The organism is Dyadobacter luteus (assembly GCF_003383615.1).
Classification (GTDB): domain Bacteria; phylum Bacteroidota; class Bacteroidia; order Cytophagales; family Spirosomataceae; genus Dyadobacter; species Dyadobacter luteus.
In genome coordinates, this window is sequence record NZ_QNUL01000026.1 from 1 (window position 1) to 21,804 (window position 21,804).

The 21,804-nt window shown below is 43.3% G+C and carries 17 protein-coding genes; 3 read left to right on the forward strand and 14 right to left on the reverse strand.

The window, feature by feature from the left end; translation table 11 throughout:
* The first annotated feature begins 265 nt into the window (after positions 1-265).
* On the forward strand, positions 266-4,081 hold the full coding sequence (locus DSL64_RS23025) for a PVC-type heme-binding CxxCH protein (RefSeq protein ID WP_115833305.1): 3,816 nt from the start codon (positions 266-268) through the stop codon (positions 4,079-4,081).
* Positions 4,082-4,163: 82 nt separating this feature from the next.
* Here the strand turns inward: DSL64_RS23025 and DSL64_RS23030 are convergent, their stop codons facing one another.
* From DSL64_RS23030 to DSL64_RS23050, 5 genes are all read right to left on the reverse strand, one after another.
* Complete coding sequence (locus DSL64_RS23030) at positions 4,164-4,592, reverse strand: organic hydroperoxide resistance protein (RefSeq protein ID WP_199539479.1); 429 nt, start codon at positions 4,590-4,592, stop codon at positions 4,164-4,166.
* Positions 4,593-4,621: 29 nt separating this feature from the next.
* Positions 4,622-5,059 (reverse strand): MarR family winged helix-turn-helix transcriptional regulator, encoded by a 438-nt coding sequence (locus tag DSL64_RS23035; RefSeq protein WP_115833306.1) that lies wholly within the window; start codon positions 5,057-5,059, stop codon positions 4,622-4,624.
* Positions 5,060-5,170: 111 nt separating this feature from the next.
* A complete protein-coding gene (locus DSL64_RS23040) occupies positions 5,171-5,695 on the reverse strand; it encodes a ferritin (RefSeq protein WP_115833307.1) in 525 nt (174 codons plus the stop codon).
* 117 nt (positions 5,696-5,812) lie between these two features.
* Entirely contained in the window at positions 5,813-6,070 is a 258-nt protein-coding gene (locus DSL64_RS23045) for a hypothetical protein (protein ID WP_229217198.1), read from the reverse strand.
* A gap of 526 nt (positions 6,071-6,596) precedes the next feature.
* Entirely contained in the window at positions 6,597-8,270 is a 1,674-nt protein-coding gene (locus tag DSL64_RS23050; RefSeq protein ID WP_115833308.1) for a glutamine--tRNA ligase/YqeY domain fusion protein, read from the reverse strand.
* Between the two features lie 160 nt (positions 8,271-8,430).
* On the opposite strand from DSL64_RS23050, the gene truA reads away from it, so the two are divergent.
* Complete coding sequence (gene truA, locus DSL64_RS23055) at positions 8,431-9,180, forward strand: tRNA pseudouridine(38-40) synthase TruA (RefSeq protein WP_115833309.1); 750 nt, start codon at positions 8,431-8,433, stop codon at positions 9,178-9,180.
* On the opposite strand, the gene DSL64_RS23060 is transcribed toward truA, so the two are convergent.
* The 5 genes from DSL64_RS23060 to DSL64_RS23080 all read right to left on the reverse strand — a co-directional run bounded on the left by DSL64_RS23060 (position 9,173) and on the right by DSL64_RS23080 (position 16,690).
* Positions 9,173-10,129 carry a 3-keto-disaccharide hydrolase gene (locus DSL64_RS23060; RefSeq protein WP_115833310.1) on the reverse strand — a complete coding sequence of 319 codons (957 nt, stop codon included), beginning with the start codon at positions 10,127-10,129 and terminating at the stop codon, positions 9,173-9,175. The genes truA and DSL64_RS23060 overlap by 8 nt on opposite strands.
* Before the next feature lie 91 nt (positions 10,130-10,220).
* Entirely contained in the window at positions 10,221-11,810 is a 1,590-nt protein-coding gene (locus tag DSL64_RS23065; RefSeq protein WP_115833382.1) for an aldehyde dehydrogenase (NADP(+)), read from the reverse strand.
* A 100-nt stretch (positions 11,811-11,910) separates the two neighbouring features.
* On the reverse strand, positions 11,911-12,873 hold the full coding sequence (locus DSL64_RS23070) for an AAA family ATPase (protein ID WP_115833311.1): 963 nt from the start codon (positions 12,871-12,873) through the stop codon (positions 11,911-11,913).
* Between the two features lie 67 nt (positions 12,874-12,940).
* Positions 12,941-14,311, reverse strand: coding sequence for a peptidylprolyl isomerase (locus DSL64_RS23075; RefSeq protein ID WP_115833312.1), 1,371 nt, complete (start codon positions 14,309-14,311; stop codon positions 12,941-12,943).
* A gap of 84 nt (positions 14,312-14,395) precedes the next feature.
* A complete protein-coding gene (locus DSL64_RS23080; RefSeq protein WP_115833313.1) occupies positions 14,396-16,690 on the reverse strand; it encodes a peptidylprolyl isomerase in 2,295 nt (764 codons plus the stop codon).
* 348 nt (positions 16,691-17,038) lie between these two features.
* On the opposite strand from DSL64_RS23080, the gene DSL64_RS23085 reads away from it, so the two are divergent.
* Entirely contained in the window at positions 17,039-17,515 is a 477-nt protein-coding gene (locus DSL64_RS23085; protein WP_115833314.1) for a hypothetical protein, read from the forward strand.
* On the opposite strand, the gene aqpZ is transcribed toward DSL64_RS23085, so the two are convergent.
* From aqpZ to DSL64_RS23105, 4 genes are all read right to left on the reverse strand, one after another.
* Complete coding sequence (gene aqpZ, locus DSL64_RS23090; RefSeq protein ID WP_115833315.1) at positions 17,512-18,195, reverse strand: aquaporin Z; 684 nt, start codon at positions 18,193-18,195, stop codon at positions 17,512-17,514. The two genes, DSL64_RS23085 and aqpZ, sit on opposite strands and share 4 nt — an antisense overlap.
* A 92-nt stretch (positions 18,196-18,287) precedes the next feature.
* Positions 18,288-18,677, reverse strand: coding sequence for an SMU1112c/YaeR family gloxylase I-like metalloprotein (gene gloA2 / locus DSL64_RS23095; RefSeq protein ID WP_115833316.1), 390 nt, complete (start codon positions 18,675-18,677; stop codon positions 18,288-18,290).
* A 47-nt stretch (positions 18,678-18,724) separates the two neighbouring features.
* A complete protein-coding gene (locus DSL64_RS23100) occupies positions 18,725-19,909 on the reverse strand; it encodes a DUF5009 domain-containing protein (RefSeq protein ID WP_374755843.1) in 1,185 nt (394 codons plus the stop codon).
* Positions 19,910-20,038: 129 nt separating this feature from the next.
* A complete protein-coding gene (locus DSL64_RS23105; RefSeq protein ID WP_115833318.1) occupies positions 20,039-21,757 on the reverse strand; it encodes a GMC oxidoreductase in 1,719 nt (572 codons plus the stop codon).
* Positions 21,758-21,804 lie beyond the last annotated feature (47 nt).

Here is a 21,804-nt window from a genome sequence, read left to right on the forward strand (position 1 = left end):
CGAAACACGGGCTGCTGTCCAACCCTGTTAAACAGCTATCTCAAATTTGCACTTTTCCCAACAATTTCAAAGATATGTGCGCGGCGGACCGTCCCTCCTAGGAGGGGATTTCGCTGCCAACTCCCTCCAGCCCAGGGTAGCAGACGCTTAACTCCTCTCTTTAGGGGTAGGTATTTACACACCAAACTATTTTGTAATATCTATAATTAAAATCAGATAAAAATTAACTTTATGAAGTATTGATTTCTATTTTCCACATTCCAACATGACTAAATCCTTACCCTTTTTAGTACTATTCCTGCTACTGAATTTAAGCTACCTTTTCCGCCCGACAGGGGAAAAAGGTATGAAGACATCCGATCCGGAGGTGGAGCTTCATATTATTCAGGATACATCTGCTGCAACAATCAGTGTTTTCAGAGGCAAAGAATCAAAACCGATTCTGGTTCAAAATGCCAAGGCTAATTTCAGACCTTATTTACATCCGATTATCTCGCCCGATGGCAAAGGTGTATTGACCGAATATAGTCCGGGGCATCACAAGCATCAGACAGGTATTTATTGGGGATATACAAGGGTGAATGGCAGAGATTATTTTCATCATCCGGAAGGCGATTATTGGAAACGTGTATCTGCTACAGTTACTGAAGATAAAGGGGAGACTGTAAAGTGGCAAACCGTATATAACCTTTTGGATTCCACAGGTAAGGCGGTTTTGACCGAGACGCAGAATTGGTCTATGCGACAAAAAGATGGCAAATATTTGCTTGATCTGGAATGGAATGGTGAAGCGCAGACTGACGTAACAATCGGTAAATATGATTATGGAGGATTGTTTGTACGTATGCCATGGAAGCAGGGAATAAAGGGTGAGGTAATCAATGCAGCCCGCCAGCGGAATGAAAAAGCGGAAGGTCAGGCGGCGATGTGGGTGGATATTGGTATGCAGGTGGAGGGACGCGACGATCTGGCGCATATTGCTATTCTGGATCACCCGGAAAATAAAGGTTATCCGCAAACCTGGAGAGTCGATGGACAATTGGGTGCAGGGCCAGCTCGCGCCAGAAAAGCTGATTGGCATATCAAAAAAGGGGAAACGGAAGTCATCAAGCATGAACTTGTAATCTATACGGGCGAACTTAATGATGTGACGTTGAATAAGACTTTTGGCGAATTCATCGGAAATAATGGTCAGTATAATACGGCAGCGCTTTGGGCGATTGCGCAAAAGGAGGGGAGAGAGGCGAAGTTTTTGAGCGCACAGGAAGCTGTTGCTGCTATGACGATAAAGGACGGATACACAGTCAATGCCTGGGCCTCTGAACCCATGATGACACAGCCTATGGCGTTTTGCTGGGATGATCGTGGACGTATGTGGATTGCTGAAAACAGAGACTATGAGTCGAGAGGAAAAGGATTTTCCAATGCAGGCGATAGTCGCATATTGATACTGGAAGATACTGATCATGATGGTGTGGCAGACAGCCGTAAGGTTTTTATGGAGGGTATTGCATTTCCTTCAGCTATTGCAGTTGGTTTTGATGGTGTGTTTATAGGCGCCCCACCTAATTTACTGTTCGTTCCTGACCGGAATAAGGATGATAAGGCCGATGTGGATGATATTGAGGTTCGGTTAACTGGCTGGGGGATCCGGGATCGTCATGAAACCATTAATAGTTTTCATTGGGGGCCAGATGGCTGGTTATATGGCTTGCAGGGATTTGCAACTCCCTCGAAAGTGGGGAAGCCAGTTGGAAAGGGGAAATTGTATAAGCACAAAGATCCGTTTCCTGAAGAAATCCTGAAAGATGGAGTTGATATCAATGGTGGTGTTTGGAGATACCATCCGACTAAGGACAAATTTGAGGTTGTTGCACATGGTTTCAGTAATCCATGGGGAATCGATTATGACGCAAAAGGTCAGTTGTTTATGACGGCCTGTGTCATTCCGCACCTTTGGCATGTGGTTCCCGGAGGTATTTACCATAGGCAAGGAGGGCAACATTTTAATCCTTATGTCTATAGCGATATCAAAACAATTGCCACACATAGTCATAGGTCTGCGCATGGTGGAGCACGGATTTATTTGTCCGATGCATTTCCGGAAACGGAACGGGGAAGAATATTTATGGCCAATATTCATGAGCACGGCATTTTATCTGATATTCTTGAAAGAAAAGGTTCTGGATTCACTGGAAAGCATGGTGACGATTTCATGATGGCGAACAACGCACAGTGGGTGGGATTCAGTATGGAGATAGGTCCGGAAGGTGGGTTGTATGTGCTTGATTGGCACGATGCTGATATATGCGGATCTGACGTCCTGAATTCTGAGACAGGAAGGGTTTTCAGGATTATGCCCAAAAACTCACTGGCAGAAAATTGGGCTGGCAGATATACTGATTTGGACACATGGAGCGACGTGAAACTCGCCGATCTCCAGACAAGCAAAAGTGACTGGCATGCGCGAAGAGCACGTATCATTCTCCAAAACAGAGAATCAAAAGGAAAATTATCAGAGGAGGCCGTCCATAAATTGGAAGCAACTTACACCTCCAGCGACAACGCAGATTACCGTCTTCGTGCGATGTGGGCGCTGCAAGTGACAAACAGATTGCCAGAGAAGACACTTCTGACAGCGTTATCTGATCGTGATGAATATATACGGGCATGGGCGATTCAGTTTTTGTGTGAAAATGAAACTCCTTCGCCGGTTGCTCTCTCCCGTTTTGAAAAAATGGCAAAAGATGATTCGTCGGCTCCTGTAAGATTATACCTCGCCTCTGCTTTACAGCGGATAAAACCAGAGTTACGCTGGAGTATTGCAGACGGATTGCTGGGACATGGAGAAGATATCAGTGACCACAATTTACCGAAAATGATTTGGTACGGTGTAGAACCGCTGGTAAAGATGAATTCTGTAAAAGCGCTCGAACTGGCTTCAAAAGGCAAAATACCGATGGTAAGTAATTTTATCGCACGCAGGGTAATGGATGCGGATGCCCATGAGATATTATTGGCGGCGATTGCAAAAAATCCAGCCAATCAAATCGACTTGCTTGAAGGTATGCGGGATGGGCTGGAAGGGCGCTCGGATGTGAAAACGCCAGCTAACTGGAAACCAGTCTACACAAAGCTGAAACAAAACGGTGGAAAAATTTCTGCGTTATTTACCGAACTGGCGCAGCATTTTGGTGATTCAGAAGCGGCGAAAGCAAATCTGATCACTTTAAAAAATGTCAAGGCACCAACGGCTCAACGGCAAAAGGCGTTGCAGTCTCTGGCTTCCCGGCAACGACCTGAACTTGTGAAAGAATTGCCTGCATTATTGGGAACAGCTGCTTTACGCTTCGATGCGATCAGAGCTATTGCTGGTTATGATCAGGAATCATTAGGGAAATTGCTGCTGGAAAAATATCCTGAGTTCAATGAAAGAGAAAAAGCAGAAGTAATTCAGACGCTGGCGTCGCGACCAAAATATGGCTGGCTACTTACACAAGCTATTGCTAAAAAAACGATTGCAAAAAAAGAAGTGCCAACTTACGTTGCCCGTCAGCTGCGAAGGGTGGTAGGAAGTGGATTTGTTGAAGTATGGGGGCCGATTGATCATGTGTCATTTGATGAAAAGGCATATACCAAATACAAAAAACTGCTTACTGATCAAGCGGTTGCTGGTGCCAGTACAGTCAGTGGCAAGCTGATATTTAGCAATACATGTGGTCCATGTCATAAAATGTATGGAGAAGGTGGAATTATCGGGCCGGATCTGACAGGATCTAACCGGGCAAATCTGGATTATCTGCTGGGAAATATATTGGATCCCAGCGGAGAAATTCAGGACGATTACAAAATGGTAGTAGTCACAACGCGGGATGGAAGGACCTATGTTGGTAACGTTGCCAAAGAAACGGAACGGCAACTGACGCTCAGAATAGTCGGACAGGATGCAGTACTAATTAATAAGTCGGATATACAGACAAGGGAAGTGACGCCTACCTCTATGATGCCATCTGGCTTACTGGAAGCGTTGTCAGATAAAGAGATTACAGAATTGGTTGCCTTTTTGAGAACGACCAAATAAAAGAAATAGTTATTGTGAAATAAAAAAGCTGCTCCGCCTCAGAATTGGTCTGAGGCAGAGCAGCTTTTACTACTAATGCCTCTTAACTGTTTGTGGTAGTTTTTAATGTTACCTCCACATTGCCACGTGTAGCGTTAGAGTAGGGGCACACCTGATGTGCTTTGGCCACAAGTTCTTCAGCAGTAGCCTGGTCGGTATCCGGAATATTTACTTCCAGAGTGATTACCAGACCGAATCCATCGGCCTCGTTTTTGCCGATACCAACATGAGCGGTAACAGTCGTAGTTCCGGTTTTTACTTTTGCACCACGTATTACAAGAGATAAGGCACTGTCAAAGCAGGCTGCGTAGCCGGCAGCAAACAATTGCTCCGGATTTGTATACGCTCCACCAGCTCCTCCTAATTCTTTGGGCATTCTTACTTCGAGATCCAATACGTTATCGGATGAAACAACCTTTCCATTTCTTCCACCGGTTGCGGTTGCAGCAGCGGTGTACAATGCATTTATCATAATTTTTGAAATTTGTTTAAGTGTTACTTTTAGGCCGGCTCCAACTGATTGAGTTTTTCCAGCATTCCCGAGGCGAGTTTGCGCATCTGATCCATTTCTTCGATAGATATTTGAAGGCTGCACATAATATCGTTGGGCACACCTGTTGCCATGTTTTTCAAAGACAAGCCTGTATCTGTCAACTCAATCAAAACCACACGTTCATCTTCCCTGGAACGGGTACGAGTCAGCAAATGCTTTTCCTGAAGCTTTTTCAATAATGGAGAAAGTGTTCCGGAATCAAGCATGAGCCGCTCCCCCAGCTCTTTTACAGAAAGCTTATGTTCATCCCACAAAACAAGCATCACCAGATATTGAGGATAAGTCAATCCCAGTTTTTCAAGTATGGGAAGATAATGGCTCGTTATCTTACGGGACAACGCGTAAAGTGGAAAGCAAAGTTGGTTTGAGAGCTTTAAGAGTTCCATGACTTGTTTTTTTATTGTGTAAAATTAAATTGTATAAAATTTAATTGCAACTAAAGACATAAAAAAACTGCTCCGTGAGAAGCAGTTTTACAGAATATGGTGAATATCAGCTTATTCGTCTGATCCGATTTTAGCAACAGCCTTGTCAATTTGGTAACGACCTGTTCCGTCTTCGCCAATTACATCGAAAAGTTCAATTGCACGACGAGCGTTATCTTCTTCTTCGATTTGCTCGTTTACGAACCATTGAAGGAAGTTTTCAGTTGCGTAATCTTCTTCTTTACGGCTTTGCGTTACGATTCTGTTGATCGCATGAGTTACAGCGATTTCGCTTTGAAGAGCTGTTTCAAATACGTTTCTGAATGAACCGAATTCTTGCTTTACCGCTGCGACTTCAGGAGAAACTGCAGTTCCGCCAACAGTCATGATGTAGCTGAAAATTTTCAACATGTGCTCACGCTCTTCGTTAGATTGCTTCATGAAATAAGCAGCACTGTTTTTGTATCCGTTGCGGTCGCACCATGATGCCATAGCCAGATATTTAGCAGAAGCTTCAGCTTCCAATTTTACCTGGTTGTTCAATAATATTTCTATTTCCTCTTTAAGAGAAGTCCGTTGTCTAAGTAGGTCTTTCATGATATATGTTCTTTATTTTTGCTTCGTATTGATAAGCACAAATATCAGAGGAAAGTTCAGTATTGCAAGCGACCAAAGAAAATTTGGAATTGGTCTAAAATGAAGGGAATGAGCTATTTAGACTAATTCTGACTCTGAATAGAGTACTTCATGCAACATAGAATTCAATTCAATTGCAAAATGAGTACCGTTTACAAGTTCGCGTAGTTGAATGAGCTCACAAAGTGTGAGTTTCTTGTAAATATTCACTTGAGGAGCTTCAACAAACTCATAATCAGATTCGTCAGAAAGATCAAACAGTCTGCTCTGGATATCAATCTTGTTAATAAATCGGCGGAAGTTGAGGAAATCATGGATACGGAAAGGGGCTTCCATATCGGCAAATCTTAAAACAATCCGTGAACTGTTGTCACACTGATAGCTAAAACCTTTGGAGGTACTAAACAATTCGTTTGGGAAACTCACTTCAATCCGGCGTTTGTATTTTGAACACTGAGTGACAAAGATATAGCTAAACTCCGAAGTTGTCAAGTTTATTTAAAAACATTCTAATTATATTTTGGTTAGAAAAGGTTGCGACGTGTGAATATAGACTAGTGTTCCTTGTAAGCTGAATGAGTGATTACATGCCTACGGCATTTATGCTCATTTGTTGTCATTGGTTTTCTACCAATATGGTATCCCTAACGGGATTATCCATCCGAACCTGCATTAGCAAGTTGTATTTCCTCAACCATGCGTCAAATCCCTTTAGGGATAAAATTTCAGTAGGAAATAGGTAGGTTAAAAAGATTCAGAAGTGCCGTAGGTACGTAACAACCTTTCATCAAAAAAGCACGCAATCCAATCGTTGCGTGCTTTGCGTAAATCTTAATTTCTTTGCGTGAGATACTTGGTAAACCTATTTCTCAGCCGCTTTTGCCCAGTTATCCCGTAGCGTTACCGTGCGGTTGAAAACAGGTTTTTCAGAGGTGCTGTCCGTGTCGGTTGCGAAGTATCCCTTACGAAGGAACTGGAACGAATCTCCCGCGTTCGTATCTGCCAATGCTGGTTCAGCATAGCCGGTAATGATTTCAAGAGATTCTGGATTGATATAATCTTTGAAGTCTCCTTCTTCGATAGATACATTTTCAACAGAAAATAATCTGTCATAGAGTCGGATTTCCACAGGTACTGCATGCTTAGCAGATACCCAGTGCAAAGTGCCTTTTACATTAATTCCTGTTGTATCCTGTCCGCTCTTGCTGTTTTCTATATATGAGCAATGAACTTCAGTAATTTCACCATTTTCATCTTTTACAAAAGTCTCACATTGAATGATGTATGCACCCTTTAGTCTGACCATCTTACCGGGTGCAAGCCTGAAATATTTCTTGGCGGGCGTTTCCATGAAATCCTCCTTTTCAATCAGAATTTCTCTGGTGAATGGGATGTCACGCACTCCTGTTGAGATATCTTCGGGATTGTTTTCAGAATGGCACATCTCGGTAACACCTTCTGGGAAGTTGGTAATAACAACTTTCAGAGGATCCATCACGACCATACGACGAAGCGCTTTTTTATTCAAATCCTCGCGGACACAGAATTCAAGCAATCCTACGTCAATCATATTTTCACGACGGGCTACTCCGATACGGTCACAAAAATCGCGGATACTTGCTGCCGTGAATCCTCTTCTGCGCATACCACTGATCGTAGGCATACGCGGATCGTCCCAACCATTTACATGACCGTCCTGTACAAGTTGCAGTAACTTTCTTTTACTTGTAACAGTATAGTTCAGGTTGCGGCGAGCGAACTCATATTGATGCGAGGGGTAAATTTCCAGCTTAGCGATCAACCAGTCATACAACTCACGGTGCGGAGCAAATTCTAATGTACAGATAGAATGAGTAACAGTTTCAATTGAATCACTTTGCCCATGCGCGAAATCGTACATCGGATAAATGCACCATTTATTGCCCGTACGGTGGTGGTGCGCGTGTTTGATTCGATACAAAATCGGATCGCGCATCAGCATGTTGATGTGTGCCATGTCGATTTTAGCACGTAACGTGCGACTCCCGTCCGGAAACTCTCCGTTTCTCATTTGCTCGAAAAGTGCAAGATTTTCTTCCACCGAACGATTACGATATGGACTATCCTTACCAGGCTCCGTAGGAGTACCTTTAAGTGCTGCAATCTCTTCAGAAGTAGAGTCGTCAACGTAAGCCAAACCCGCATGAATAAACTTCAGTGCAAAGGCATAAAGCTGATCGAAATAATCGGAGGCGTAAAGCTCATTTTTCCATTCGAATCCCATCCAGCGTATGTCATTTTTAATGCTTTCAACATACTCTGTATCTTCTGTGACGGGATTAGTATCGTCGAAACGGAGATTAGTATATCCGGGAAATGTCTTTGTTAAGCCAAAATTGAGACATATACTGGAGGCGTGTCCGATGTGCAGGTAGCCATTTGGTTCAGGCGGAAAGCGGGTTATAATTTGCTCGTATTTGCCTGACTTTAAGTCTGCCTCAATAATTTCTTCGATGAAATTCAGGTTCTTCTCTTCTTTTTTTTCTTCCGTGATCATACTTGGCTTGCCATTTTTCGATTGACAAAGTTAATGTTCTTAAGTTCAACCCGAAAATATTTTATTTCGTTGCATTCAGAAGAGGTTTTGCAGATCACTTCTGTTGAACTCATATCTCCGTTTTATACAATAATTGACGCCATTCTTATACTTTTGTAACATGCGTTATTTTATTGAACTTGCTTACAAAGGAACTGCCTATAATGGCTGGCAGAAGCAAAACAATGCACTGGGTGTGCAACAGGTTATAGAGGAGGCACTTAGTATGGTGTTGAGGATACCTATTGAGATTATGGGAAGCAGCCGCACGGATACAGGAGTACACGCAGAGCAGCAATATGCGCATTTCGACTTTGAAGAGATACGGGATACAAAATCCCTGGTTCACAAGTTAAACGGAGTTACGCCTTACGACATAGCCATCAAAAGAATTTTCGTAGTACCCGATGATACCAATTCGAGGTTTATAGCGACACACCGCCGCTATGAGTACAGAATTTGCAGAAACAAAAATCCCTTTTTGCAGCATATGGCCTATACTACACAGGCTGAAGTGGATCTTATAAAAATGAACGCAGCCGCGGCTCTTTTGTTGAAGCATGTTGATTTCGAGAGTTTTAGCAAGATTCATACAAATGTCAACAATTTCAGATGTAGTATTTCTGAAGCGAAGTGGGAGGAAACAGGGGATATGCTGATTTTCAGTATTCAGTCGAACCGGTTTTTGAGAGGAATGGTGCGTGCGCTTGTCGGCACATTGCTGGAAGTAGGAAAAGGGAAGAGGTCTGTAGCTGAATTTGAAGAATTGATTCTAGCGAAAAATAGAAAAAAAGCCGGCGCACAGGCACCGGCTGAAGGACTTTTCCTAGTAGAAGTAGGCTATCCCGCGGAATTGCTTCCTGTTACTTAGTAGGAGTGATCACGATGTTACGGTATTCGACAGGCCCGTGGTCGCCTTGAATAAGCAATGGGCCAGGTTCTCCTTCATTGCTGTCAATGGCTCCTCCGGTAATGCCAGGTATTTCCTGATTAGTAATAACCTGTTTGCCATTAGCAACGAGTGTAAGCATGCGGCCAACAAGGGTAACATCAAGTGTATTCCATTCTCCTGCGTCTTTAGCAACCATTTCACTTGGTAGCAAAAAGCCATATATGGCACCCATCTGATCCAGCGCCGGCTCCATTCCTTTGCTATCTGTTACCTGTACCTCATAACGACCTCTCAGATAAACACCGCTGTTACTGCCCTTGGGAATACGGAATTCAATGTGCAGTTTGAAATCGTCATATTTGGTTTCGGTGATCAGGTTCGCGCCGGATTTAGGACTTTCAAGAACACCATTTTTAACAATCCATTGGTTTTCTCCCAGTGCTTTCCAGCCTGTGAGGTCTTTACCATTGAAAAGCGTTACCGGTTTACCCCAAACCGGCGCCTTTGTTCTTTTCAGTAAAGGAGCGCGAACTCCTGTCCAGTTATAAGTTTTGCCTTCACTGGTAGTAAGCTTCCCCGAGAGTTTGTCGTCGGCTAGTGTGCCTTCTACGCGAAGGTCCTCCGAACCTTTTTCCCACTGCGGAGGAATGGCGAAGCTAACTTTTCCATCTTTAAAATTAACTCTTGAAATGGGACGTGCACTTCCTGAAATGCCGGTGAACTGCCCGATCAGCATACTGTGACCTGAATGGCGTACTTCCAGCCATGAAGGTGAAGGCTTTCCATCCACGTCAATAGTGATATCCCAACGACCTTCAATGGGATTAGCTGCAACAACGGCTTCTGTTTTATTGTCTGCGTAAACATGGTTCGTCTTAGCTGCCAGAAGAGAGAGACAGACGAGTGCGGTACCCAATTTTTGGTTCATAGTTTTGGTTAAAAAAGTTTAGGTCTACAAATTACTTAAATTCAATATCACTTCTGTTGCCAGAGCGATTAATTAGTTGTGATCCCTATTTCTAGGCAGGATCTTTGGTCAATGTGTTATTTACGAGCCTGTAAATATCCAGTGGATTGGCTCTTTTTAATTCCTGTGGAAGCAGTGTTTCCGGCCAGTCCTGAAAGGATTGAGGACGTACGAACCGCAAAATGGAATGCCGTCCCACAGAAGTGAATTGACTGATACTTGCTGCCGGAAAAGGTCCTCCATGATGCATGGAAGGGCAAACTTCGACACCGGTTGGCACTCCGTTCATAACAAACCTGCCGGATATTTTACTTAACTGCATGATAATATCAGGATAATTGCTTGCCTCGTCCTCTGTTGTCATGAGTGAAGCAGTAAGCTGGCCTTTGAGTTTTGATATGGCACCAAATACTTCCTTCGCATCTCTGCAAACAACCAGTAGTGAGAAAGGACCAAATACCTCTTCCTGTAGCTTCGGATTTTTGATAAATGCCTCGCCTGAAACCTGCAGTACTGTTGCCTGAGATTGATTATGCAGATTAGAAGTTTGATCGGATTGGGCTAATATGCTTACCTGATCTTCTTCTTTTGCTTCATTTTTAAGTTTATAAAAAGCTTTGCAAATACCGGCAGTCAGCATAGTAGTTGGCGCTGTAACCGCGATCTCTTCAGCATATTTTGTCTTAAACTCCGTGAATCCTTCACTGTCCGTTACGAATACAATGCCCGGATTGGTACAGAACTGCCCTGCTCCCAGTGTAACAGAAGATGCCAGCGTTTTTGCCAGTTTTTCAGCATGCTCTTTGAGATATTCCGGCAAAACCACGATGGGATTTATACTGCCCATTTCAGCATAAACAGGGATTGGTTCTTCTCTTTCCTGAGCTAACCGGTATAGAGCCATTCCTCCCTTCAATGAGCCTGTGAAACCAACGGCTTTGCTTGCGGGGTGTTTTACCAATTGCGTACCGACTTCGAAACCATTGTCATAGAGCATTGAAAATACGCCCTCAGGCATACCAGTTCTTTGGGCAGCTTTTACTATAGCTTGCGCAGTAAGATCACTCACGCCCGGGTGGGCAGCATGTGCTTTTACGATCACCGGATTTCCCGCAGCTAGTGCAGGTCCTGTATCTACACCCGCAACCGAGTAAGCAAAAGGGAAGTTACTGGAACCAAAAACAATGACTGGACCAATAGGAATATGCATTTTACGGAGGTCAGGTTTGGGAGCGGGAGAACGATCAGAAATGGCCGTATCGATGGTGGCATCTACCCATGATCCTTCACGGATCAGTTCTGCAAACTGCGTGAGCTGTGTAATGGTTCTGGCTCGTTCTGTTTGCAAGCGCGCAAGTGGGAGGCCTGTTTCCAGATTAGCCCGGTTAATTAACTCGTCTCCAAGTGCCATGATTTCTTCGGTGATGGCGATCAGGAAATCTGCACGTTGTTGTGAAGGGATTTTGGAGTATTTATCAAATGCCTCATCTGCAAGCAGAAGTGCTCTGTCTGTTTCTGCAATGGTAGCTGAATAAAACTTTTCCGGAAGGTATTGATCCTGCGCGGGTATGTAAGACTGAAATGTTTTTTCTCCTTCAGCAGATAGAGAATAGCCTATGTAATTTTTTCCCTGAATGGACATATCAAACTGAATTTTGAATTTTAAAATACTGAAAAAAGAAAATGCCAATCTGTGGGAGATTGGCATCAACGAATTAAATATTTATATGCACATCACCTGCTTACACAAGTCTTGCGATGATATCTTCTACTGAAATTCCTTCAGCTTCTGCTTTAAAGTTGCGTATGATACGGTGTCTTAAAACAGGAAGTGCTACTGCTTTTACATCTTCAACATCGGGAGAGTATTTTCCGGATAACAATGCATTACATTTTGCAGCCAGGATAAGTGCTTGTGAAGCACGTGGACCGGCACCCCATTCCAGGTAATCGCCTGTTTCTTTCACTGCATGCGTAGAACCCGGCCTTGTTTTATGAACCAGTTTTACGGCATATTCAATGACGTGGTCAGTCACGGGAACACGACGCACCAGATGCTGGAATTCCAGAATTTCTTCCGCAGTAATCACTTCATTCACCTGCTTGCGTACATCATTGGTTGTATTTTTAACAATACTAACCTCTTCCGTATAAGAAGGATAATCCAGCTGAATCATGAACATAAAACGGTCCAACTGTGCTTCTGGTAGTGGATAAGTCCCTTCCTGTTCAATAGGGTTTTGCGTTGCAAGAACAAAAAACGGACGATCCAGCGGATGTTTAACCCCGGCTATCGTGACCGAATATTCCTGCATCGCTTCCAATAAAGCGGATTGCGTTTTGGGAGGCGTACGGTTGATCTCATCCGCAAGAATGATGTTTGCAAACACAGGGCCTTTGATGAACTTGAAATTACGGTTCTGATCTAAAGTCTCTGAGCCAAGTATGTCAGAAGGCATCAGATCCGGCGTAAACTGTATACGGTTGAAGTTAAGATCAAGCGATGAAGCAATCGTTTGAATAAGCAGTGTTTTGGCCAGTCCGGGAACTCCTACCAAAAGGCAATGTCCCTGGCAAAAGATGGCAGTCAGTAGTTTTCTGACTACATCGTCCTGTCCTGTGATCACTTTTCCTATTTCACCACGAATTTTTTCGTAAGCTACTTTCATAGCTTCAGCTGCTTCAACGTCCGATGAGTACTTCACAATGTTTAGATTTAGTTATCTTACAATTGGTATTAATTCAGGCTCTGCAGGGTTTTTAGGGCGAATGTCAGGTGTCGTCCCCATTTTCCAGACCCAGTATTTTACAGTCTTTGTACTCCGGTTCTACGCTAATAAACACGTCACCCTGTGCTTTTGTGAACCACTTTTCCAGGGCGTTGTTACGTTTATTACTTAAAACAATGTCCGCAATTTTTTCGTAGTCATCCTTTAGATTCGCCGTATGTGGTTCCGTTTTGCTCTTATACCACAAGATACGCATTGCACTGGATCCGTCATCCATACGGTAGGAAATTGGCATGCTGATATCACCCACTTTCATGGTATCAATAGCAAAGTAGAGAGCCGGATCCATAGAAGCATCCAATGTCAGGTGAGCCTGGCCTGTGTTACGATCCTGAAGTAATCCGCCTGCTTCTGCATTCTCTTTATCTTCTGAATTGTCACGTGCAGCTCTTGCGAACTTAAGCGTGTCTGTCGTGATGAGTGTACGCAGGCTATCCAGTGCACGCGTCGCAGTACTCATGTCAGTGCCCTTATTGTAATCGGGTCTTAACAGGATGTGACGGGAATGGTACTCAGCACCTCTGGTTTCAATCAGTTTGATAAGGTGAAAGCCAAATTGAGATTCAATAATTCCGGACATTTCACCAGGTTTCAAAGCCAGTGCAGCTCCTTCAAACTCAGGCACCATAGCTCCACGTTTTGAAAAACCAAGATCTCCGCCATTTTTAGCAGAACCTAAATCTTCCGAGTAGATCTGAGCAAGCATAGCAAAATCTTCACCTTTTTCAGCTCTGGTTTTCAGATCTTTCAATTGATTTACGAGTTTATCCTTCTGCTCCTTTGTGACTGTACCCTTTCGTACGATGTGACCTATTTCAACCTCTGCGGGGATGTAAGGCAAACTATCCTTTGGAATAGAGTTGAAGAATTTACGAACTTCATTCGGCGTGATTTTAACTTCACCTGATATAGTACGTTGCATTTTCTCAACGATTTTCTGATCCTTTACCTGATTTCTCAGTTCAGTTTTCAGGTTTTCAATGCTTTTCCCATAAGCTTCTACAATATTCTTTTCTGAACCGAATCTTTGGATCATGTATCCCATCTTTCCATCCAACTCATTGTCAACCTCCTTATCATCCACAGTCACTGAGTCAATCTCAGCTTTGGCAAGAAGCATTTTGTTGATAATCAGAGACTCCAGTAACTGGCATTTTTCTGGTGGTTTCTGGCCGTTTGCTTTGTAGCTGGCGTACATTTCTTCCAGTTCCGAGCTGAGAATATAGTGGTTGTCAACCCGTGCAATAATTTTGTCAATCGTGACACCTTTTTGTCCTTGTCCATAGCTCAGCAAACCTGAACCGAGGGAGAGAATTGCAAACAGACTAATTGCAATCAGTTTATTTATATTCATATTGATTATTAAGTTCTTCTCTTTTTAAAGGAGTGTTTCGGGCTAAGCTTTTAGTATTTCCGATTCAAAATGCTAAAATACATTTTAACGCTTGATTTTTTGTAATTCTTCCTGATTCACTTTTACCGGATATCTTTCATGGAGTTGTGAAAGCCATTGTTTTTCCAACTCTTTTTGATACCCATTGATCACGCTGCCCCGGGCTTCCATAAAGGTTTTGATCCGGGCAGGCTCGATTGCATCAACTTTAATCCACAGTGCTTTGTTATTTCCGGAGATAATCTGCTCGCCGGTTTGCCATTTTACATTGGTTAGCAAAGGATTTTCTTTGGAGAAATAACCATCGGAAATAATAACGTTTTCAGCTCCTCCGCCATTGTAGGCCTTTTCTACATCTTTGTGTGAGTTACTGAAAAACTGAAAACTGATACGTCTGTTTCTTGCCAGTTCTGTGGACGGACGGAACGAACCATAATCCTTTTCAATAATGCGTATCAATGAAATATTCTTCGAGCTCAGGTATTTTACCACATTTTTGATACGGCTTGCCGACATCGACTCTGGTTCTGATGCTGACCTGTAACCTGCAATTTCTACCAGATAATCAGGATTGGCTTTCATTACCGCAAACAATTCGGACAGCTCATCATTTTGCTGCTTACTCAGGTCATTAATTCCTTCTGCGAACAGCAATTCAATTCCTTTTCTTTCCAGTTTGTAAGGACTTTGTGCAAGCGATTTTTTGATTGCATTGATCGTCTGTGTATCAGGTGCAGTTATTAAGCTCGCTTTCACACGCTCGGGCATAGGAAAATTCGCTTTGTTTTTTTCATAAAAACGAACTTGTCCAAGTGAATCCGTCAGTGATTTCTGCCATACGTTCTGCTCCATTACTTGTGATAGCAGTACACCTTCTTTGATCTCATTGATCAGACTGCGGAACTCCGGGCTGGATTCTTCCAGATGAGCTCTTTCATATTGAGCTAGTTTTGCTGTCAGATAGTCATCATAATACTTTTTGAAAACAAGTTCAAAAGAAGATCCTTTCTGTTTATTTTTCTGGATGCGTTTTACTTCATTCAGAAATTCCATTGCGTAATAAGGTTGTTGTTCGATTGTGAAGAGCTTGGTTGTGGACCAGTCGGCACCCACTGCTTTTGCATAATCCCATTTCCCGGTCAGTAAACTACTATCGGCCAAAGATGAAACCGACTTAAGGGCGTCTGCAAATTCCTCAGTTTTGAATTTCTTACGTAAACGTTGTGCATTGGATAGATCCAGTGCTTTTCCACGTGTGTCAGTAACTACTTTCTGGCGTAACGAAGGTGCCATGTTTGCGTAGCTTTCGATATTTTTCTTTTCGATAAGCCTGATGATATGCCAGCCGTACATTGTTTTTACAGGCCTGGAATAGCTACCTGGCTTACTTAATGTAAAGGCGGCTTCTTCTACTTCCGGGACCATTTGTCCTGTACCGAACAATGGAAGCAAGCCCTGATTCCTTTTCGACTGCATATCAGTGGAATACTCATCCACAACACTTTGCCATTCGACTCCTTTTTCCAGTTTTGCATACGCATCCTGAATTGCTTTTTGAGCCACTTCTTTCTGTACAGGGGTAGCTGTTGAATCCATCCGGATCATGATATGTGCAACCTGCACCATTCCGCGACTATTTCTTTTGTCAGTTACCTTGATCAAATGATAGCCGGTTTTACTGCGGATAGGTTGAGATACCTTACCAGTAGAAAGGTTATATGCAGCGGTCTCGAACGGATAGATCGTTTGAAAAGCTGTGAAATAACCCAGATCGCCCTTATTGGTTTTTGCAGATGGATCCGCTGAAAACCGGGAAGCCAGGTCTCCGAAGTCTGAGCCTTCTTCCAATCTGCCTCTCAATGCAATTGCTGCTCTGTAAGCCTGAAGTGTGTCGGCAGGAGAAGCGTCTTCAGCTACACTTACCAAAATATGGGATGCTCTTACTTCTTGCTTTAACCGGTTATAAGCTTCTGTAGCCAGTTTCTCGACCATCGGTTTATCCACCAGGAAGTTTTTAGCGAGTTGCTCCTTATACGAACTGATTTCTTCGTTGAAAGCTGCGGTAGTATCTCTTCCCTCATTTTTGGCCTGTAAAACTTTAATTTTTAAGTCTGTATACAAAGGAAGGTATTCTTCAGGACTCAGTGTTTTTGATGAATCCGTAGCTGATTTGTTTTTTTCGTAGGAGTCAGCAAAGTCTGATGGTGAAAAGTTATTCTCTCCGATTTTTACCAATGAGGGGATTTCTGAAGTTGCCACTGCCTGATTGGAGGCAGGTTTGCGGCAGGCAGTAACGGCACAGGTAATAATCAGAGCGTGTATTAAGCGGGGTTTAAACATATCAATCCGAAATTCGTAAACTGGTAATAGCCTTATCAAGTAATATAAACTCATATAAGGGATTTCTATTATAAGAAAGAGGACAAAGTTAGCCTGTTTCCGTTCAGTTTAAAAATGTATACAGGGTATGGCATTTATAAAAGCGAGATTCGTGAGCATCAGATCACCCATTTACTCTTGGTTATGGATACGCATTCAAGAGGTAAACTGTTACAAAATCAGTGCTAAGTTTTTTATTTATGGAGAAAATAAATGAAAACTTATACTTATCCAATTTGTAGCTACTTTCAGGTATTTCGGGTACAATTATATTGTAACTTAAGGTGTCATTTATAACGCCCGACAGATATGGAACATGCAGCAGCAAGAGAGTTTGTCAGCAAAGTCGCTTCGCTATGGAAAGCGCAGCAAAGAAGAGCATTTTTGTACAAGGAGGCCCTGAAAAAAGACAACGTCAGCTCTTTGCGTAAAACCCTGAGCCAGGGGTACTTCAGTGCTTTATTGTTTCAGAAGGAAATACAGGGCGTTTATGATTATGTGAAGTGCCTGCTTACAGATGAAGATCTGGAGAAACAAGGGGCGGAGGTAATGATTTCTGATCAGCTTTCTGATACAGAGGAGGAGAGCCAGATCGTAAACCGGTTAATCACGGTGGAATCTACGATACTAGAATCTTACCATTCACTGGAAGGGCATTTGGAATATGCAACAGAGACGAAATCTATTCTGAGTGATCATTTGGAAAGGATTTCTGACTTTTACAGAATCCTTTCCAAATATCAGCGGGAGCATACAGGTAATTTACCTATTGCCGGAGCGGCCTAGTTATTTTCTGTATTAATGAATTTATAAACGATAGCTGCCACTGCCGCACCGGCGATTGGTGCTACAATGAAGAGCCAAACCTGCTCCAGTGCCCAACCGCCTACAAATACAGCCTGACTGATACTACGCGCAGGATTAACAGAGGTATTTGTAACAGGAATACTGATAAGGTGGATGAGCGTAAGTGCCAAACCTATAGCCAATCCTGCAAAGCCAGGTGAACTTTTGCGATCAGTTGCCCCGAGAATGACAATCAGAAATATAAAAGTCATGACAAATTCTGTAATGAGCGCAGCATTCATACTGTACTTACCAGGGGAATGAGCGCCATATCCGTTCGCTGCAAAATCACCTATCGCGCTTCCGTTGCCGGTAACGATCATTTGCAAAACACCCGCTGCAACAAGAGCACCAAGAATCTGAAAGATGATATAAGGAACCAAATCTTTCGCGGAGAACCGGCCTCCTAACCACAAACCCACAGAAACAGCCGGATTGAGATGAGCGCCTGAGATATGTCCCAGAGAGTAAGCAATAGTAACTACGGTGAGACCGAAAGCCAGGGAAACCCCCAGTAAACCAATACCTACTTCGGGAAATGCTGCTGAAAGTGCTGCACTACCACAACCGCCTAAAACAAGCCAAAATGTTCCGATGAACTCTGCTAAATACTTTTTCATATTCCCTATAGTGTTTGTGATTAATTTCAGCCTAGACGCTGAGTCTTGCTGATAGTCACAATTTCTACAAGAAATTTGGAGTAGAATTTTATCTATAATTCATATAGTTCTATGGGCAGATCATCGGGATCGGAGAAGAAAGTAAACTTCCGGCCAGTGAATTCGTCAATTCGGACGGGTTCTGTAATCACACCTTTTTCGTTGAAATAGGCTATGGCCTCGTCAATGTTGTCAACAGCAAAGGCAATATGACGAAGTCCGCAAGCTTCCGGGCGGGAGGGACGAGCAGGAGGATCGGGAAAAGAAAAAAGTTCGATGCAGTACTGACCCTGAAGCGAGAGATCCAGTTTGTAGGAATTTCTCTGTTCACGAAAAACTTCTCTGTCTATGTGAAAGCCAAGAATTTCAGTATAAAACTGTTTTGATTTTTCGTAGTCAGAGCAAATAATAGCTATATGATGTACCGCTTTTAAGAGTTGCATATTCGATGATTGACTGATTGATTTGTCAAATATAGACCTTCCGGAAATCAGATTTTTATAAAAATTTTCTTCCTGTACATGCTGCGTAATATCAGGAACTCAATCAGTAGTACCAGAATTCCCGTAACCAGAGCCTGATAGCTGACCCCGAAAATCTGGTTGTACTGTGCACCAAGATGTATTTCAAGTGAATGAGAGAAAAATCCTGCAAGTGTATCTGCCATGAGATAAGCAGCGATTGAGTTACTTCCAATGATGATTAATGGTGTAAACCATGAAACACGTTGTTTGAGATCGACTACATAATGAAATGCTGCGAGTAACAGAAAACACCAGCCGGCGCTGAAAAGAGTCCATGCGGGAGTCCAGATACGTTTTACGATAGGATTGATTCCTGTAAGATCCAGCAGTATACCAGCCGCGAGAAGAAGGGCAGCAGCAACGATAAAGTTTTTGAGTAAAACGTATCCTGCATTGAGCTGTCTGATCCGGCTGCCTGCAATAAGTCCGAAGATCATGGTGCCCAATGTGGGAATGAAACTAAGCGTGCTATAGCCGCCACCATTATATTTGAACTCAGCCTCCCGTGGGAAAAGATTCATAAACCAGCGGTCAAAAGCCCAGGCCGCATTGGTATTCTTGTTCCAATGAGCGGCAAATCCATGCAGATGGTGCTCCCAGTCGGCAGTAACGCCGGCCTCCGCCCAGTTAAAGTCAGGACCTGGCAGAGGATAAACAGCAAATAATAACCAGTAACCCACCAGTATTCCAACCAGAGAGATAACACGCTGGCGGGTAGTTGCAAATCCCAATGCAAACAGAAAGGGATAGCCGAGGCCAATTTGCGTCAGTGTATCTTCGAATGTGAAATTGGTTTGCTCCTTATGCATAGAGCGAAGAAAAATACCCAATAAAATCAAAATCAAAGAACGTCTCAATGTATGCATCCACATAACACTGCGGCTTTGCATTTGAGACGACCTGCTTGATATGGAGAAGGGAAGAGCCACACCCACCAAAAATGAAAATGAAGGCTGTATCAGATCATGAAGTGAACATCCTACCCAGGGAACATGACTTTGATGGAAATCTAAAAACTGCCAGAATGAGCTGGCAGGCAAAGCTTCAGCAACATCTCCAAATCTTAGTATTTCACCCATCATGAGCAACATGACAAAACCACGGTAGGCGTCAACTGAAGATATGCGCTGGGATAGGGCAGAAGTTTTCACAGGATCTGTATTTTAAAGATATGTTCTGGGTACTACCATCCTTATCTGATGAAAGGCTATACGTACAAAGAAAAAACCTCACCAGTTTTACCTGATGAGGTTTGACAATGATATTGAATTTTATATGAACTACAGGTTCATTTTTTTCAATTCCTTCACGGCGTGATCCGCAGCGCGTGCAGTCATGGCCATATAGGTAAGTGATGGGTTCACACACGAAGCAGATGTCATAAATGCACCATCTGTAATGTATACGTTCTTAGCATCCCAAATCTGGTTGTGCTTGTTCAGTACAGAAGTTTTAGGATCATTACCCATACGTGCAGTACCCATTTCGTGAATACCAATACCAGGATGTTTCGACTCGTCGTTGTAGGCAGTTACGTTGGTAAGACCAGCCGCTTCCAGCATCTCTGCTGCATCGTTCATCATGTCCACACGCATTTTCTTCTCGTTGTCGCCATATGCAGCGTCAAATACCACTACAGGTAATCCCCATTTGTCTTTTTCGGTAGGGTGTAATGTGAAGCGGTTCTTTTCATCCGGAAGCATTTCCCCAAATCCTCCCAAATTCATATTCCATGCACCTGGTTCGGTCAGTTGCTTTTTGAAGTCAGCACCGAATCCATCCATGCCGGCACCACGTCCCCAGCTATCGCGGCTTGCGCCTCCCTGGTAACCGAATCCACGAACGTAGTCACGTTTGTCGGTACCCCAGTTGCGGTAGCGAGGTACATATATACCATTCGCACGGCGTCCGAAATAATATTTGTCTTCATAACCTGGCATCGTACCACGGGCACCCACAGCAAGGTGGTGATCCATGATGTTACGACCCAGCTGATCGCTTTCATTCCCAAGCCCGTTTGCGAAGCGCTTCGATTTTGAATTCATCAGAATTGAAGCAGAAGCGATTGCCGAAGCGTTCAGGAATATGATTTTTGCATAATATTCTCTCGACTCCATGGTGTTCTGATCGATAATACGAACGCCGGTTACTTTACCTGCTTTTTCGTCGTAAATCACTTCAGAAACGATCGCGTCGTTAATTAGTGTAAGATTTCCAGTTTTACGTGCAGCAGGAAGTGTTGCCGATTGTGTACTGAAATAGGCGCCGTATGGACAACCTCTCATACACATGTTACGGAACTGACATGCAGCTCTGCCCAATTCAGTATGGAATCCCTGCGGTTGCGTAAGGTGAGCAGCGCGACCCATGATCACATGGCGACCTGCAAATTTTTTCTCAATCTCGCCTTTTACAGTTTTCTCAACGCAGTTCATCTGCATAGGAGGAAGGAAGTTTCCATCCGGCAATACATCCAGACCGTCCTTTGCTCCGCTGATACCTGCAAACTTTTCTACGTAGTCGTACCATGGAGCAATGTCGCTGTACCGGATTGGCCAGTCAACAGAAATGCCGTCTTTGGCATTTGCTTCGAAATCAGCTGCATTCAGGCGATAGCTTTGGCGTCCCCACAAAAGCGAACGTCCACCTGTATGGTAGGCACGAATCCAGTCGAATCCGCGTGTTTCTTTGTACGGGTTTTCTTTGTCGTTTTCAAACAGGTATCTGTGCTCTTCGTTAGCAGTGTAACCTGTTCTCATTCCTGCCCAATATTCTTCCTTTGCTACAGTAGTAACACGACCTCTATGTTCCAGCTCCCAGGGAGCAAGGGTTGCAGTTTTATAATCTTCGATATGTTTGATATCCCTTCCTCTTTCAAGCATCAGCACTTTGAGACCTTTCTCAGTCAGTTCTTTTGCAGCCCAGCCTCCGCTTATTCCGGAACCCACCACGATTGCATCGTAAGTGGCTTGTTTTGTCGCCTTTATATTTAAATTCATGATGAATGATTTCAGATTTTTTTGAATTGATTAATTAGCGGAACACC

Bases quoted from the DNA above. Each gene is read 5' to 3' on its own strand.
- DSL64_RS23025 (WP_115833305.1), top strand. From the start codon at position 266: ATGACTAAATCCTTACCCTTTTTAGTACTATTCCTGCTACTGAATTTA.
- aqpZ (WP_115833315.1), bottom strand. From the start codon at position 18,195: ATGAAAAAGTATTTAGCAGAGTTCATCGGAACATTTTGGCTTGTTTTA.
- DSL64_RS23040 (WP_115833307.1), bottom strand. From the start codon at position 5,695: ATGAAAGACCTACTTAGACAACGGACTTCTCTTAAAGAGGAAATAGAA.
- DSL64_RS23030 (WP_199539479.1), bottom strand. From the start codon at position 4,592: ATGATAAATGCATTGTACACCGCTGCTGCAACCGCAACCGGTGGAAGA.
- truA (WP_115833309.1), top strand. From the start codon at position 8,431: ATGCGTTATTTTATTGAACTTGCTTACAAAGGAACTGCCTATAATGGC.
- DSL64_RS23045 (WP_229217198.1), bottom strand. From the start codon at position 6,070: ATGGAAGCCCCTTTCCGTATCCATGATTTCCTCAACTTCCGCCGATTT.
- DSL64_RS23105 (WP_115833318.1), bottom strand. From the start codon at position 21,757: ATGAATTTAAATATAAAGGCGACAAAACAAGCCACTTACGATGCAATC.
- gloA2 (WP_115833316.1), bottom strand. From the start codon at position 18,677: ATGCAACTCTTAAAAGCGGTACATCATATAGCTATTATTTGCTCTGAC.
- DSL64_RS23050 (WP_115833308.1), bottom strand. From the start codon at position 8,270: ATGATCACGGAAGAAAAAAAAGAAGAGAAGAACCTGAATTTCATCGAA.
- DSL64_RS23075 (WP_115833312.1), bottom strand. From the start codon at position 14,311: ATGAATATAAATAAACTGATTGCAATTAGTCTGTTTGCAATTCTCTCC.
- DSL64_RS23080 (WP_115833313.1), bottom strand. From the start codon at position 16,690: ATGTTTAAACCCCGCTTAATACACGCTCTGATTATTACCTGTGCCGTT.
- DSL64_RS23065 (WP_115833382.1), bottom strand. From the start codon at position 11,810: ATGTCCATTCAGGGAAAAAATTACATAGGCTATTCTCTATCTGCTGAA.
- DSL64_RS23060 (WP_115833310.1), bottom strand. From the start codon at position 10,129: ATGAACCAAAAATTGGGTACCGCACTCGTCTGTCTCTCTCTTCTGGCA.
- DSL64_RS23035 (WP_115833306.1), bottom strand. From the start codon at position 5,059: ATGGAACTCTTAAAGCTCTCAAACCAACTTTGCTTTCCACTTTACGCG.
- DSL64_RS23085 (WP_115833314.1), top strand. From the start codon at position 17,039: ATGGAACATGCAGCAGCAAGAGAGTTTGTCAGCAAAGTCGCTTCGCTA.